Here is a 13,252-nt window from a genome sequence, read left to right as displayed (position 1 = left end):
CCGATGCTTGCCGACACCATGGGCCGCCTGTTCACAGAGGCACTGCAGAAAGGAAAGAAACAAGGCCGCAAAGAAGGGCGACAAGAAGGACGCGATGAGGGGGTAGCCTGGACGTTGACCCAGCAGATCGAACACCGCTTCGGCCCCATCCCTGAATGGGCCCTCGCCCGCATTCAATCAGCCCAGGCCAATCAACTGGCGAGCTGGGTCTCGCTAATTCTGACAGTGCCCAGCCTTGAGGCGCTGTTCGAGCGCAGCGAGCCAGACCATTGAGGCAAGCAGACCACCAGGGTGGCGCCTACGGCCTCAACCCAAGCGCAACGAGCGCCTCGCCACCACACTTGCCCACCTACCCGATCTGATGGAAGGAACCCCGATGCTTGCCGACACCATGGGCCGCCTGTTCACAGAGGCACTGCAGAAAGGAAAGAAACAAGGCCGCAAAGAAGGACGGCAGGAAGGGCGACAAGAAGGACGCGATGAGGGTCTCAACTCGATGCTGACCCATCTCGTCGAACACCGCTTCGGCCCCATCCCCGACTGGGCTATTACCCGCATTCAATCGGCCCAGGCCGATCAACTGATGCGCTGGGCCCAGTTGATCCTGACGGCACCCAGCCTTGAAGCCCTGTTCGAGCCCAGCGACTCAGCACACTGAGCTCAGCCCCCCCGCAGCCCCTACCCCGCAGGCATCGGCATCGCCAGCAACACCCGCGCCTCATGCGGGCTGCGGTTGATCAGCTGCCGGGCCTCATGGGGCGCCAGCGCCACTGAGTCAAAGGGGTGCAGCTCGGTTTCCAGTGGGTGGCCGCCGGTTTCGGTGATCAGGGTCAGCGTTCCCTGCAGCACCACGTAGTGTTTCTCTAGCGGCGAGGCGTCCAGCGCGGTGTACCCGCCCGGGGCCACGATCGACAGGCCCAGCCACAGCGCGGGCTGGGCCTGCACCTGGCCGGCCTCGTGGCCCTGCAGGCGCAGGCAGCTCATGCCCTCGTGCCGGGGTGGGTGGTAGGCCGGGGCCTGGTTGAAGCGGGTCAGGTTCATTTGGTGCCTTTGAGGGGGGTTGGGCTGCGGCCGATTTCAGGGCTTGAGCACGATGCGCTCGGTGGCCCCGGCCAGCACGCGCAGGTAGGCCGCCTGCGCCTCTTGCAGCGGGTAGCGGGCCTGCTCGCCCACGGCAAAGGGCTGCAGCTCACCGGCCTCAAAGCCCGGGTGCAGTTGGGCCAGGGCTTCGCCGCCGTACTGGCTGCTCAAGGCCAGCGTGTCAATGCCCACATAACGGTGCTGCCCCCGGTAGAACTTAAAGATATCAAAGGGCACGGCGCGCTCCGGGGTGGCAATCAAGATCTGCCAGGCGCCCAGGCCCATGGCCTGGTTGGCAGCGGCAAAGTAGGGGCTGCCAACCGTGTTGAACACCACATCGGCACCGCGGCCCTGGGTGTGCTCCAGCACCGCCTCGGCCAGCTTGTGCGGCTGCAGCACTTGCACGCCCGGCGGCGTCCAGCCGGGCAATGGGCCCTCGGGGCGTTGCACGGCCAGCACGCGGGCGCCGCAGCGCGCCGCAATCTGCACCGCCGCCTGGCCCACCTTGCCATTGGCCCCCAACACCAGCACCACCTGCCCTGGGCCAGGCAAGCCCCCTGCCCGGCTCAGCCCGGTCAGCGCGGTGACAAAGGGCACGCCCACGGCACCGGCTTCATCCATGCTCAGGTGGGCCGGCTTGGCCTGCAACGAGGCCACCGGCACGCTCAGGTAGCGTGCATGGCTGCCATCAACACTCATGCCCAGGTCACCGCCCGAACCCCAAACCTCGGCGCCCACCCAATCGCTGGGGCCATCGACCACCACCCCTGCGTAGTCACGCCCCGGTGTGCGCGGCCAACACACATGCGGCATCAAGCCCAGGGCCGCTTTCACGTCGCTGGGGTTGACGGCCGCGCTGCACACCCGCACCACGGCCCAACCCGAACTGGCTCGCGGCGCCGTGCCCTTGCCAAGCCGAAATTGAAGCAGCTTGGGGTCAGACACCGCGGCCTTCAGCCGCAGCGCCAACTGGTCTTCCTTGAAACCAACCGCCCCCTGAGACGGGGCCGGTGCTGTCGAAGATCGTGTGGAGCTCATGAGAAATTCCTTCGCTTGGATGGGCTGCAGGGCAGCAACGCCCGCAACCGCTGAAAATCGAAACATTGATCAGATAAAAAGCAAACCGCCGGTGCCATGCCTGAGGCGCCGGCGGCGCTTCAGGCACCGCATCTGCCCTAACCCGCCGGCCGCAAGCCCAGGGCCGTGCGCATCTCGGCGGGGCTGGCCAGGCTGCCCCCCAGGTCGCTCACCAACTCGCGGGCCTTTTTCACCAGCTCGGCGTTGCTCAAGGCCAGCTCGCCCTTGGCCAGGTACAGGTTGTCTTCCATCCCCACACGCAGGTGGCCATCCAGCAAGAAAGCCTGGGCCAGCATCGGGTACTCGTGCCGGCCGATCCCGAAGGCCGACCACACCGCCCCGGCGGGCAACAGACTGCGGGCATACATGAGCGTGGCCGGCGTGGCCGCAAAGCCATAGCGCACCCCCAGCACAAACGACCACAGCCCCGGCCCCTGCAGCACGCCGCGGGCGATCAGATCGGTGGCCAGGTGCAGGTCACCCGAATCGAAGATCTCCAGCTCGGGCATCACCCCGCAGGCGCGAATGGCCTCGGCCATCACCTGCACCGTGCGCGGGGTGTTGATCACCACCTCCTGGCCAGAATTCATGGTGTTCAAGTCGAGGGTGCAGATGTCGGGCCGAATCAACTCGATGTGACGCAGCCGCTCCAGCGGCGGCAACAGCGTGGTGCCCGGGCCGGCCTCACGGGGTTGCACCAGGCCGGGCACAAAGCGCCCGCCCGGCCCGGTGGTCAGGTTGATCACCAGGCCTTTGTTCTGCTGCCGTATCAGCTCAACCACCTCTTGGTACAGGCCCACCTCCATCGAGGGTTGGCCGGTGGCCGGGTCGCGCACATGGATGTGCACGGCCGCCGCCCCCGCCTCGGCGGCATCCAGGCTGGCCTCGGCAATCTCGCGCGGCGTGATCGGCAGGTACGGCGATTGGTCGGGCCGGGTCAGGTTGCCGGTGATGGCACAGGTCAGAAAGGTCTTGCGCATGTCAGGTCCTTTGGCTGTCACAGGTGGCGCCCGCCGTCCACCACAATGCGCCCGCCCGTGGTGTAGCGCAGCGTGGTGGCGCAGGCTTCTACGGCGGCCGCCACGTCGTCGGCCGTGCCCACGCGCCGCAAGGGCAGGCTGGCCGCGGCCTTGGCATTGAAGTCGTCGGCCCGCCCCGGCACAAATCCGGTGTCGATCACCCCCGGCGACACCGACACCACCCTGATCCTGGGCGCCAGCGCACGGGCCAGGGCATCACCCACCACATCGATCCCCGCCTTGGCGGCCACATACGCCAGGTTGCTGCCCACCCCCGTGAAGGCAGCAATCGACGAGATGTTGACGATCAGGCCATCGCCCGTGGCCTGAAGCAGCGGCACAAAGGCGCGAATGGTCGCCAGCACGCCCCTGAAGTTCACCCGCAGCATCTCGTCGATCAACTCGTCGCTCAGGGCATTCAGGTCGGCGGTGGGCACGGCCCGGGTGTACCCGGCGCTGTTCACCAGCACATGCACCGGCCCCAGCAAGGCACTCACCTGCTCGGCCGCGGCCAGCAGCGAGGCCGTGTCGGTGATCTGGGCAGGCACCACCCCATGGCCCTGGCCGGGCAAGGCCGCCGCTTGCTGGGCCGCGCGGGCCCGGGCCGGGTCGTCGGCCTCAGTCCGGCCGGGGGTCGGCAGGTACAGCAAAACGCAGCGCGCCCCCAGGCGGCCCAGGCGGGCGGCCGTGGCCAACCCGATCGCACCGGTGCCCCCGGCAATCACCACGTGGCGCCCCTCCAGGCTGCGCATGGGTTTGAATTGAGAATGTTCCATGAAAGGCTTTCAAAAAATAAAAACAAAACAGCGCCACGCCCCCCAGGCCGCCGGGGGGCAGGCCGGCCCTCAAGGGATGGGCGGCGCCGGGAACACCGGCACACCGGGCAGCAGGTGAAAGTCCTGCGCCAGCTCGGCCTGCTCAAGCCCCTGCTGCAACACCGTCTTGAAGTGCCCCACCAGGCCCTCGGTCACGCCAAACACCGGGTCGCTGCCCAAGGTGGCGGCATCGTCGGCAAACACCTGCGACACCAACACCTTGTGGCCCGGGGCCGACACCATGAAGTGCAGGTGCGCCGGCCGATGGGGGTGGCGCTGCTGCAGACGCAACAGCTCGCCGCAAGGCCCATCGGTGGGCACCGGGTAACCCGCGGGCCGCAAACTGCGAAAGTGGTAGCGCCCCTGCGCGTCGGTCAAAAACCGCCCCCGCAGGTTCATGTCGGGCTGGCTCGGGTCTTGGTTCTCGTACAGGCCCACGGGCGAGGCCTGCCACACGTCGACCACCGCCTCGGCCAGCGGCTGCCCATCGGCGCCAAACACCCGCCCACTCACCTGCAGGGGCATGCCCCGTGCCGGATCACGGCTGGCCTCGGGCGCGTCACCCTGGGCCTGGTCGATCGACGTGCCCAGCGGGTAAAACGGCACGTTCGCGCGCCAAAAAGGCCCCAGCAACGCCGCCTCTGAATGCCCCTTGAGCGGGCGGTTGTTGATCAAGGCCACCAGGGTGGACAAACCCAGCAAATCGGCTGCCAGCACCACCTCATTGGTGTTCTGGCCCGTGGCTTGGCCCAGGCGCACCACGAAATCAAGGGCCTGCTCAAACTCGGCCTCGGTCACGGCGTGCGCCAGCACAAAGCGGTGCAGGCACTCGGTCAGGCCCAGCAACAGCGTGCGGGCCCGCGGGTCGGGCGTGCCTTGCATGGCCTGCTGCACCAGCGGCCACAACGATTCGGGGGTAGTGGGCAGCACCAGACCCTGCAGGCCGGCTGCGCCTGTCGGCTTGAGGTCCGGGGCGCTCATGGGGCCACCTCGGCACGGCGGTCACCAATCACCGCCACGGCCTGGATCTCGACCAAAATGCCGGGCTTGGCAAAGTTCGAGACAGTGATCAAGGCACTGCCCGGGTACCGCCCGTCTGGCCACAAGGCCTTGCGCGAGGCCACCACCTTGTCGCCCAGCCGCGGGTCCAGCAGGTACACCGTGATCGTCACCACGTCTTTCAGGCGGCCGCCCTGCAAGGCCAGGGTCTCGTCGATCTGCTCCCACACCCGCTTGAGCTGCGCATCAAACTGGTAGGCGATGTCGTTGCCCTGCGCATCCTTGAGGGCCGACGAGCCCGCCAGCCACACCGTCTTGCCCCCTTCGGTGACCACCCCTGGCGAAAACGCCCGGTCGGTCTGGTAGGCGTTCTTGCGCAGGTGCTCGGCCCCCTGGGCCGTCCCTGCCAGGCCGAAGGCCAACGCCAGCCCCAGTACCTGCCCCAACGTTGGCCCCAACGCAAGCCCCAATCTAGGCCCCATCGGCCGGCGGCCCCGCCGCCCGGCCCGCGCCCACAAGTTGGTCTGGTTTGATTTGAATTGACTCATCACTCGCTCCCTTCAGTACAGCTTGAAAAACACACAACCCCGCCACTCACCTGGCCTGGCGGTTCGGCCCCCGGGTGCCCCGGCACATCACCCCCTGCGGTGCGGCCCCCGGGCGGGGCCTCCAGCTGCAGGGCTTGCCACCAACGCAAATCCACCGGCACCGCGGGCGGGGCCTTGCCAGCCGGGCCGTTGGGCTGCGCCGGCCCGTGCACCTGGCGCAGCTGCTGCACCGCGGCCAGGGCCTGCAGGTCGATGACCATCGAAAAGTTCAGGCCCCCTTGCGGCGCCAGCAGGTCGGCCAGTACCGCAGCCGCATCGGTGGCCAACAGCTCAGCAAAGTGCTGCTGCAACAAGGCCTGCGCCTGCGCCCGGTGGCCCGGCTGCTGCAACCAGTGCAGGCCGTCGCGGTAGGCCCGCAAAAAGCCCATCACGGCCTGCGGGTGGGCCTGGGCCCAGGGCGCCCGCACCACCCCCACCGTGCCCAGGTAATGCGGCGCCACATCGGTGCCCCTGGCCAGCACGCCAAAGCCCTGGCGCTGCGCCAGCCGCTCGTAAGGGGGGCGCAGCAAGGTGGCCTCAAAGCGGCCTTGCACCAGTTGCTGGTAGCGCTGCGCAGTGCCCCCTGCGCTCAGCACCTGCACCTGCTGCGGCCCGGGGCCTACCGCCAGCCCGGCGCGGGCCAGCAGCTCGCGCGCCACAAAGGCAAAGCCGGTGGTCTGGGCATCTACCGCCAGGCGCAGGCCCTGCAGGCCGGCCACGCGGCTCACGCCGGGGCGCGCCACCAGCGACAACAAGCCGTTGTCGCCCGCCATGAAAGCCACCAGATCTGCCCCGGCCCGGGCCTGGGCCGACTCGCCCTGCCCGCCGGCATAGGCCAGCACGTTGTCCACGCTCATCAAGGCCAGCTGGGCCTGCCCGGTGTGCAGTGCCTCCACCACCTGCACCGAGCCCCGGGCCGGCTGCAAGGTGATCTGCAAGCCTTGCGCCGCAAAATAGCCCTGCTTTTGCGCCACCCACAGCGGCAGGTTGAAAGCGCCCTCAAACACCATCACCTTCAGCGCCTCGGGTTCGGCGGGGGGCGCTGTTGCCGTCTGGGGCAATGGGGCAGGCGGGCCGGGCTGGGCCACCGCGCAGGCGACCAGCCCCCAGGCCAGCAGGCCCGCCACGGCCCTCCGGCAGGTTCTCCGCCAGGCCCAGCGGCTTGGGGCCCGCGCGCTCATGGTGCCCCCCCGTGCTCGGCCGCCTGGCGCAGCCTTTGCTGCAGCTCTTCCCGCGTGAGCACGCCGTTCCAGCGGGCAATCACCAGCGTCGCCACGCCATTGCCGATCATGTTGACCAGCGCCCGCGCCTCGCTCATGAAGCGGTCAATCCCCAAAATCAAGGCCATGCCCGCCACCGGGATGCTCGGCACCACCGACAAGGTGCCCACCAGCGCAATGAAGGCCGCCCCCTGCACCCCGCTGGCCCCCTTCGACGTCAGGGCCGCCACCAGAAACAGCGACAACTGCTGCTCAAAGCCCAGCTCCACCCCCATGGCCTGGGCCACAAACAGGGCGGCCAGGGTCATGTAGATGCTGGTGCCGTCGGTGTTGAAGGTGTAGCCCGTGGGCACCACCAGGCCCACCAGTGATTTGGGCAGGCCCAGGGCCTCCAGCTTTTGCATCAGGCTGGGCAGCGCCGCATCTGAAGAACTGGTGCCCAGCACCAGCAAGATCTCTTCTTTGATGTAGCCCAGAAACCTGAAGATGCTGAAACCCACCCACCAGCCAATGCCGCCCAGCACCACCACCACAAACAGCAGCGAGGTCAGGTAAAACGTGCCGATCAGCTTGAGCAGCGGCCCCAGCGAGGCCAGGCCGTAGCGCGCCACCGTGAAGGCAATCGCCCCAAAGGCGCCCAGCGGGGCCAGCTTCATGATCAGGTTGACCAGCGCAAACGCTGCGGCCGACACGCCGTTGATGCCCTGCAGCACCCCATGCCCGCGCTCGCCAATGGCCGACAGCGACACCCCGCACAACACCGCCACCAGCACCACCTGCAAGATGTCGCCCTTGGCAAATGCATCCACCAGGGTGTTGGGGATCACATTCAGCAAAAACTCGACCACGCTTTGCTGTTTGGCCTGCCCGGCGTAGCCCATCACCTCTTTGGCGTTCAGTGTGGCCGGGTCGACATGCAGGCCGGCACCCGGCTGCAGCCAGTTGGCCACCCCCAGGCCGATCAGCAACGCAATGGTCGACACCACCTCAAAGTACAGCATGGCCTTGGCCGCCGTGCGCCCCATGCTCTTGAGGTCTTGCATGCTGGCAATGCCCGACACGATGGTGCAAAAAATGACCACCGCAATCACCATCTTCACCAGCTTGATGAAGCCATCGCCCAGGGGCTTCATCTGCACGCCCCAGCCCGGCATCAGGTGGCCCAGCACAATGCCCAGGGCCATGGCCAGCAACACCTGGATGTACAACACCCGGTACCAGGGCTTGCGGCCTGGCTTGGCGCCCATGCGGGCCCCCATGGTGGCAGCGTGCGGGCTCATGAGGCACCCCCTGCTTGGGCGTGCAACTCGGCATCCAGCCGCTGCGCCGACTGCATGGCCTCGGCCAACACGGCATCGGCGTCCAACTGGGTAAAGCGGCCCTGCCGGCGCAAAAAGCGCCCGCCCACCATCACCGAATCAACATTGCCCGGTGCCCCCGAATAGACCAGCGAGTAGTACGGGTCAAACACCGGGGCAATGTTCATGTCGGTGCGCCGCACCAACAGCACATCCGCCTGCTTGCCCGGTGTCAGCGAGCCCGTGACTGCCCCCAGGCCCAGGGCCTTGGCCCCCTCAAGGGTGGCAATTTCAATGATGCGCCTGGGCGTCAGCTTGACCAGCCTGTCTGTGCGCTGCTTGTGCGCCCACAACAGGCCCCGCAGCAGCACAAAGTAGTCAGCCGTGGCGCTGGCGCTGGCCGAGTCAACCGACAAACTCAGTTGGGCGCCCAGGGCCTCGAGTTCGTCAAACTGGATAGGGCCGTTGCGCGCCACCGAATACGGCAGCTCGATGGCGGGCGACACACTGAAATTGACCCCCGCCTGCACCAGGGCCCGGCGCTCGGGCGGCGTGAAACCCTGCGGGTGGATCAGCAACAGATCGGCCCCCAGCAGCCCGTGCCGCTGCAACAGGCCCACCAGGCCAAAAGCATGCTTGCCATAGTGCAAGGACACCGGCAAACCCAGCTTTTGTGCCCCCTTGAACTGCGCCACAAAGCCCGCCGCGTCGCCCCCTTCGGTCAGCACCTTGGCGGCGGGCAACTGCAGGTTCACCCCCAGCGTCAGCAAAGGCTGGCCGCGCAGCCACTGGGCCTGCACCCGGGCCACGTCGGCCAGGTCAAGCACCGGCGCCTGGGCGGGGGCACCCGGCAAGGCCGCCAACTGAAAAGCCGGCGTACCGTAAGAAAACCGCCCCCGCACGCCCAGGCTCAGCATGGCCTCAATCTCGGCATCGGCATGCGCCGGGCTGGCCGTGTTGTGCGAGTAATTGTTGACGGTGGTCACCCCAGACATCAGCCCCTCAGCCAGGCCAAAGCGCACCGAGCGGTAAGCATCCTGGGGTGTGCACAAGGGGCCAGCCCGGTGGGTCACGGCAAAGTAGCCCCACACCGGGTCATCGCCCCGCACCGAGCCCCGCAAAAAGTTGTTCCAGAGGTGCGAATGCCCATCCACAAAACCCGGCATCACCAGCATCTGGCGGGCATCTACCACCTCAGCCCCAGGCGCCTTCAAGCCTTGCCCCACGGCCTCGATCACCCCGTTGCGCACCAGCACATCGCCCACCGGCATATCGGGCCAGGCCTTGTCCATGGTCAGCACATGGCCACCACGCAGCAGGTAGTGGCCACCGCCGCCCAGGCCTCCGTCTGCCCCGGCCTGCCCCGATGGCGCAGCCCCGGCTGCCGTGTGTTGGGCCAGGCTGTGGCCCGCCAACGGGGCCGCCAACGCCAAAGCAGCCCCCTGCAACCATTGGCGCCGGGCAAAGCCCTGGGGCTTCATAAACACATTGCTCATCACTGTCTCCCTTTGAAAAACCCAAGCTCAAAACGAGTAAGACCAACCCAGCTCAAACCCGGTTGATGCGGCGTTGGCCTGCCCTGGCACCAACGCACTGACCGCCATGCCTGCCCCGCCCTGGTTGCGGATGCGCGCCACCGTGGCGTAAACCTCAAAGCGCTTGGCCAGTGGCAGCACATAGCCCAGCGCCCACTTGCTGACCCGCGGCGTTGGGGCCAGGGGCGCGGTGGGGCCCATGTCAAACACCGCCCGGGCCAAGCTGGCCTTCAAGGCACCGCGCCCCAGGGGCAGCGACGCCCCCACCATCAGCCCCTGGCTGCCGCGGCGGCCATCGGGCAGGCGGTAGCGCTCGTGCAGCAGCTCGCCCATCACCGTGGCCTGCGCCCAAGCCGGCAGGGCGTAACTGCCCGCCAAGGTGACGGTCTGCACCCCGGGGCTGGGCTGGGCCGCGGGGGCACCAGGTGGCGAGCCTTGGGGCCCGCTTTGCGCTGCGGTATGGGCCACCGCCAGCGCTACCGCCGCCCCACCTGCCTCGTAGCCCAGCCGCCCTGCCGCATGCCGGCCCACCGTGGCCTCGCCCGTGGCCAAGTGGTTGGGCAAGGCCACCTGAAAGCGCCCCGACCACCCGCCCAGGCCCGGCGGCAGCAAGTACGTGATGGCGTTGTTGGCCCGGATGAACACCGGGTTGTTGGCGGCAAACCCCGCTGAAATCGGCGCCCGCCCCGGCCCGGTGCCACTGCCGCGCACCTGCAACAGCAGGTTGGTGCCCACCCCGGTGGCATTGAAGGGGTCAAACAGCGCATCGCTCAGGTGCACCGGCGTGAAGTCGCGCCCCAGCCGCAACTCGCCCGCCGGGCCCCCCAGGCTGAGGGTGGAGCGCCGCTCAAACCCAAACGCCCGGCTGTTGCCATTTTCAGCCTCGACAGCGCCCTCCAGCCAAAAACCGGCCCAGGCGCCCTGCCCCAGGTCTTCTTGGCCCTTGAACCCCAGGCGGCTTTTGGCGTGGTTGGAGTTGCCCATGGCGGTGGTGCGCGGCCCGCCCTCGCTCAGGTACTGGCCCACCGACACATCGATCAAGCCAAACAACTGCACCGAGCCCTGGCTGCCGGGGGCCGGCGCCAGAGCCGCTTGCGATACCGGCTGTTGAGCCTGCGCAAATACAGCCAGCGGCCAAAAAACGGCAACAGAAATCCCTACCTCTTGAAAGAAGCGTTTCATAAAAACCTTGATTCACTGGATTGCAAAACAGCCCCGTCAAACGGGGTGCGGAACCCTTTGCGCCTTGGCCGCAACGCATTCAGGTTGGTGCAAGGCCCTGGTCATGGCCGTGCTGAAGCAACAAGCTCTGGCTCAAAAATCCAACGCGGGTTGGACAATCAGCCGCCAGACAAGCAATCCGATTTGCACAACTCAAGTTGGAGGTACGAATGGAAATTGCCGTGGCATTTGGCTTGGCGTTGAAGCAGCGCCGGCAGGCTGCAGGCCTGAGCCAAGAAGCGCTGGGCTTTGAAGCAGGCTTGAGCAAAAACTACATCAGCCTGCTTGAAAACGGCCAACGCCAGCCCACCCTCACCAGCCTGCTCAGCCTGGCCCAGGCCCAGAAGCAGGCGCCGTGTACCCTCATCGACGACCTGCTGGCCCTGCAAGCGCAGGCACGCGCTCAAGGCGGGTAAGGCGAGCGGGCCAAGGCGCAGGGCTTGGCAACAAGAGTTGGGGGATGGGGGGCGGCAGCAGCGCGACTGCTGTGCCGGGGGGGCGCAATAGACATGGTTCAGAGCTCCACTGTGAGACTCAAAACCACCGGCCGCCTTACTACGGGCGTTGGGTGGACGGGATGTTAGTAACACGTACAGAGCCGTGCACCAGGCGTTACCGTTCTGGTCATCCCGTCCGAAAGTGAAGCCTCCGGCAAAACCGAAGACCATGAATTCTGACGTGATTAACCTCGCTTTCGGGGAGGTTGCGCCGCGCTGTACAGGTGTTACTAGCACCAACCCTTTCGGGCTGCAGCGACTATGCGGCACAGAGGCCGAGATATCGGCAACCCTGGGCCCAGTGGAGGATCAGGGGCAAGTCTACATGGGCGAATGGCTGGCCACGGTGTCAACCCAGGCCTTGGCTGCGCGCTGCATCCTTGCCTTCAAACCCTCACACCTCATGGGCGCAAGGCCCTGCGGACGGTGGCAAGGAGTGGGCATGCGCTGCTTTGGCCGGCACTTTTCGCTAAACTGTTGGGAACACTTCACCGGGTTCAAGCCATGCCACCGCGCCCCACCAACGCCCGCAAAAAGCCCAGCATGGCCGCAGTGCGTCGGGCCGTGGCCAGCTCAACCGCCATCGAAACGGGCCAGAACATTCAGAAGCTGGAGCAAAAACTGCAGCAACCCAGCCAGCAGCGGTTTGCCCACATCAAGTTGGCGGCGTAGGGCTTTCGGCCCACAGGTTCAGGGCGGTTCGAACCCAAAACTTCATGGGTTCGTAGTTCATGGCCACCCCGGCATGGATGGCGCTCAAATACCCATTCTGGTGGGTTTCCCAACTGCTGTAGTCCAGCGGGTTGTGCCCCGCTTGCACCGCCATTGCATCGGCCAGCAAGCGTGAAAGCCGGCCGTTGCCCTCACGAAACGGGTGGATCAAGATCAATTCGACATGCGTTACGGCAATGGCTTCGACCAGGCCCGCTGGCGTGAGGCGGTCGCAAGGCGTGTAGCGCCTGAGCACATTCTTTTCAAAGCCCACCAACAAGCGCGGAATCTGCCCCGCCGCCGCAAAGCTGAAGCCCCCCTTGCTCATGTTGACCGAGCGCTCTTGCCCCGCCCAGGCATACACATTGCCAAGCCAGCGCCGGTGCCATCGCTTGATGTCGGCCACCGACAGGGCCTGGTCTGGCAGTTCGTCAACCAGCACGTTTTGATAAAGCTGGGCCAGCAACTGCAGCTCAAGGTCGTTCATGTCGTCAACGGCCGTGATGCCCGCCAGATTGCGCAGCACCAGCCCACCCGAGCCGGGCTGGGCCTCGTTGTCTGCAGCATGTAGCGCGTACCGGCCCATGCGGCCAGTATCAGCAAGCAGTGCAAGCCCCTGCGGGCCCCGGCTTGCCGTACAGGGCTGCATCTGCCCGACGGCGTGTTCTGGGGTAATGTGCGGGGCCTGGGCCTCAGCCCCACGGCCCAAGCCGCAGCCCTTCTTGCCTGCACGATGCCCGCCTTGAGCATTCTCGGGCCGGCACTGCGCCTAAAAATCACATGGCGCTGCACGGTGAACACGCCGGGTGTGTAGTCCAGCTTCTCGCTGACGTCTTCGCCGACGCGTTTGAGTTGGCAGCCACACCCTGGGGTGGTGCACACCGTGGCGCGGGGCTCGTGACTGATGCTGATGCGGGGCAGCTCGGGCGGCAAGGTTAGGCGCTTGGGGATTTGCTTGGGCGCCTGTGCAGCTTGAGGTGCGGCCTTCAACTCGGCCAGTTCTTCTTCCAGCGCCGCGATGTCGGCTTGAACGGCTTCTTCAAACAAGGGGCGTGCTTCGTCTGTTCACCTGTGCCCGACGCTCGCCCACGCCCCATTCCTGGGATTCGTCTCGCTCAACTACAAAAAACTCATAAACAATGAAATTTCATAGGTTAACAAGCCAAGTTAGTTCAAGGACTGGAATTTCATAG

At 66.6% G+C, this 13,252-nt stretch carries 14 protein-coding genes and 2 pseudogenes; 4 read left to right on the top strand and 12 right to left on the bottom strand.

The window, feature by feature from the left end; all coding sequences use genetic code 11:
- Together AC3WUT_RS08330 and AC3WUT_RS08325 are read left to right on the top strand one after the other, a co-directional pair.
- Positions 1 to 273 (top strand): annotated as a pseudogene (locus AC3WUT_RS08330) (Rpn family recombination-promoting nuclease/putative transposase); the annotation flags it as partial.
- A gap of 103 nt (positions 274 to 376) precedes the next feature.
- Positions 377 to 658 carry a hypothetical protein gene (locus AC3WUT_RS08325; RefSeq protein ID WP_492346601.1) on the top strand — a complete coding sequence of 94 codons (282 nt, stop codon included), beginning with the start codon at positions 377 to 379 and terminating at the stop codon, positions 656 to 658.
- 20 nt (positions 659 to 678) lie between these two features.
- On the opposite strand, the gene AC3WUT_RS08320 is transcribed toward AC3WUT_RS08325, so the two are convergent.
- The 10 genes from AC3WUT_RS08320 to AC3WUT_RS08275 all read right to left on the bottom strand — a co-directional run bounded on the left by AC3WUT_RS08320 (position 679) and on the right by AC3WUT_RS08275 (position 10,812).
- The gene (locus AC3WUT_RS08320; protein ID WP_492346600.1) at positions 679 to 1,041 is read right to left on the bottom strand and encodes a cupin domain-containing protein; all 363 of its coding nucleotides are present in this window, start codon (positions 1,039 to 1,041) and stop codon (positions 679 to 681) included.
- 36 nt (positions 1,042 to 1,077) lie between these two features.
- Entirely contained in the window at positions 1,078 to 2,118 is a 1,041-nt protein-coding gene (locus tag AC3WUT_RS08315; protein ID WP_492346599.1) for a quinone oxidoreductase family protein, read from the bottom strand.
- 137 nt (positions 2,119 to 2,255) lie between these two features.
- Positions 2,256 to 3,137 carry a beta-keto acid cleavage family enzyme gene (locus AC3WUT_RS08310; protein ID WP_492346598.1) on the bottom strand — a complete coding sequence of 294 codons (882 nt, stop codon included), beginning with the start codon at positions 3,135 to 3,137 and terminating at the stop codon, positions 2,256 to 2,258.
- Positions 3,138 to 3,154: 17 nt separating this feature from the next.
- The gene (locus tag AC3WUT_RS08305) at positions 3,155 to 3,952 is read right to left on the bottom strand and encodes an SDR family NAD(P)-dependent oxidoreductase (protein ID WP_492346597.1); all 798 of its coding nucleotides are present in this window, start codon (positions 3,950 to 3,952) and stop codon (positions 3,155 to 3,157) included.
- Between the two features lie 69 nt (positions 3,953 to 4,021).
- The gene (locus tag AC3WUT_RS08300; RefSeq protein ID WP_492346596.1) at positions 4,022 to 4,972 is read right to left on the bottom strand and encodes a dioxygenase family protein; all 951 of its coding nucleotides are present in this window, start codon (positions 4,970 to 4,972) and stop codon (positions 4,022 to 4,024) included.
- On the bottom strand, positions 4,969 to 5,436 hold the full coding sequence (locus AC3WUT_RS08295) for a RidA family protein (protein ID WP_492346595.1): 468 nt from the start codon (positions 5,434 to 5,436) through the stop codon (positions 4,969 to 4,971). Before AC3WUT_RS08295 ends, AC3WUT_RS08300 begins: the two co-directional genes overlap by 4 nt.
- Positions 5,437 to 5,537: 101 nt before the next feature.
- Positions 5,538 to 6,704, bottom strand: coding sequence for an ABC transporter substrate-binding protein (locus AC3WUT_RS08290; RefSeq protein WP_492346594.1), 1,167 nt, complete (start codon positions 6,702 to 6,704; stop codon positions 5,538 to 5,540).
- 50 nt (positions 6,705 to 6,754) lie between these two features.
- Entirely contained in the window at positions 6,755 to 8,044 is a 1,290-nt protein-coding gene (locus tag AC3WUT_RS08285) for a dicarboxylate/amino acid:cation symporter (RefSeq protein ID WP_492346670.1), read from the bottom strand.
- A gap of 29 nt (positions 8,045 to 8,073) precedes the next feature.
- Positions 8,074 to 9,591 (bottom strand): amidohydrolase family protein, encoded by a 1,518-nt coding sequence (locus AC3WUT_RS08280; RefSeq protein WP_492346593.1) that lies wholly within the window; start codon positions 9,589 to 9,591, stop codon positions 8,074 to 8,076.
- A gap of 27 nt (positions 9,592 to 9,618) precedes the next feature.
- The gene (locus AC3WUT_RS08275; RefSeq protein ID WP_492346592.1) at positions 9,619 to 10,812 is read right to left on the bottom strand and encodes a porin; all 1,194 of its coding nucleotides are present in this window, start codon (positions 10,810 to 10,812) and stop codon (positions 9,619 to 9,621) included.
- A 209-nt stretch (positions 10,813 to 11,021) separates the two neighbouring features.
- On the opposite strand from AC3WUT_RS08275, the gene AC3WUT_RS08270 reads away from it, so the two are divergent.
- Positions 11,022 to 11,267 (top strand): helix-turn-helix domain-containing protein, encoded by a 246-nt coding sequence (locus AC3WUT_RS08270; RefSeq protein WP_492346591.1) that lies wholly within the window; start codon positions 11,022 to 11,024, stop codon positions 11,265 to 11,267.
- 585 nt (positions 11,268 to 11,852) lie between these two features.
- Positions 11,853 to 12,020 (top strand): hypothetical protein, encoded by a 168-nt coding sequence (locus AC3WUT_RS08265; protein WP_492346590.1) that lies wholly within the window; start codon positions 11,853 to 11,855, stop codon positions 12,018 to 12,020.
- On the opposite strand, the gene AC3WUT_RS08260 is transcribed toward AC3WUT_RS08265, so the two are convergent.
- Positions 12,004 to 12,645, bottom strand: a complete 642-nt coding sequence (locus AC3WUT_RS08260; RefSeq protein WP_492346589.1) for a Fic/DOC family protein — start codon at positions 12,643 to 12,645, stop codon at positions 12,004 to 12,006. The two genes, AC3WUT_RS08265 and AC3WUT_RS08260, sit on opposite strands and share 17 nt — an antisense overlap.
- A gap of 191 nt (positions 12,646 to 12,836) precedes the next feature.
- A pseudogene (locus AC3WUT_RS08255) lies at positions 12,837 to 13,082 on the bottom strand (IS66 family transposase zinc-finger binding domain-containing protein); the annotation flags it as partial.
- Positions 13,083 to 13,252 lie beyond the last annotated feature (170 nt).

Source organism: Curvibacter sp. EU05-FHT14A10 (assembly GCF_058791075.1).
This window is presented reverse-complemented; position numbering and strand designations above follow the sequence as displayed.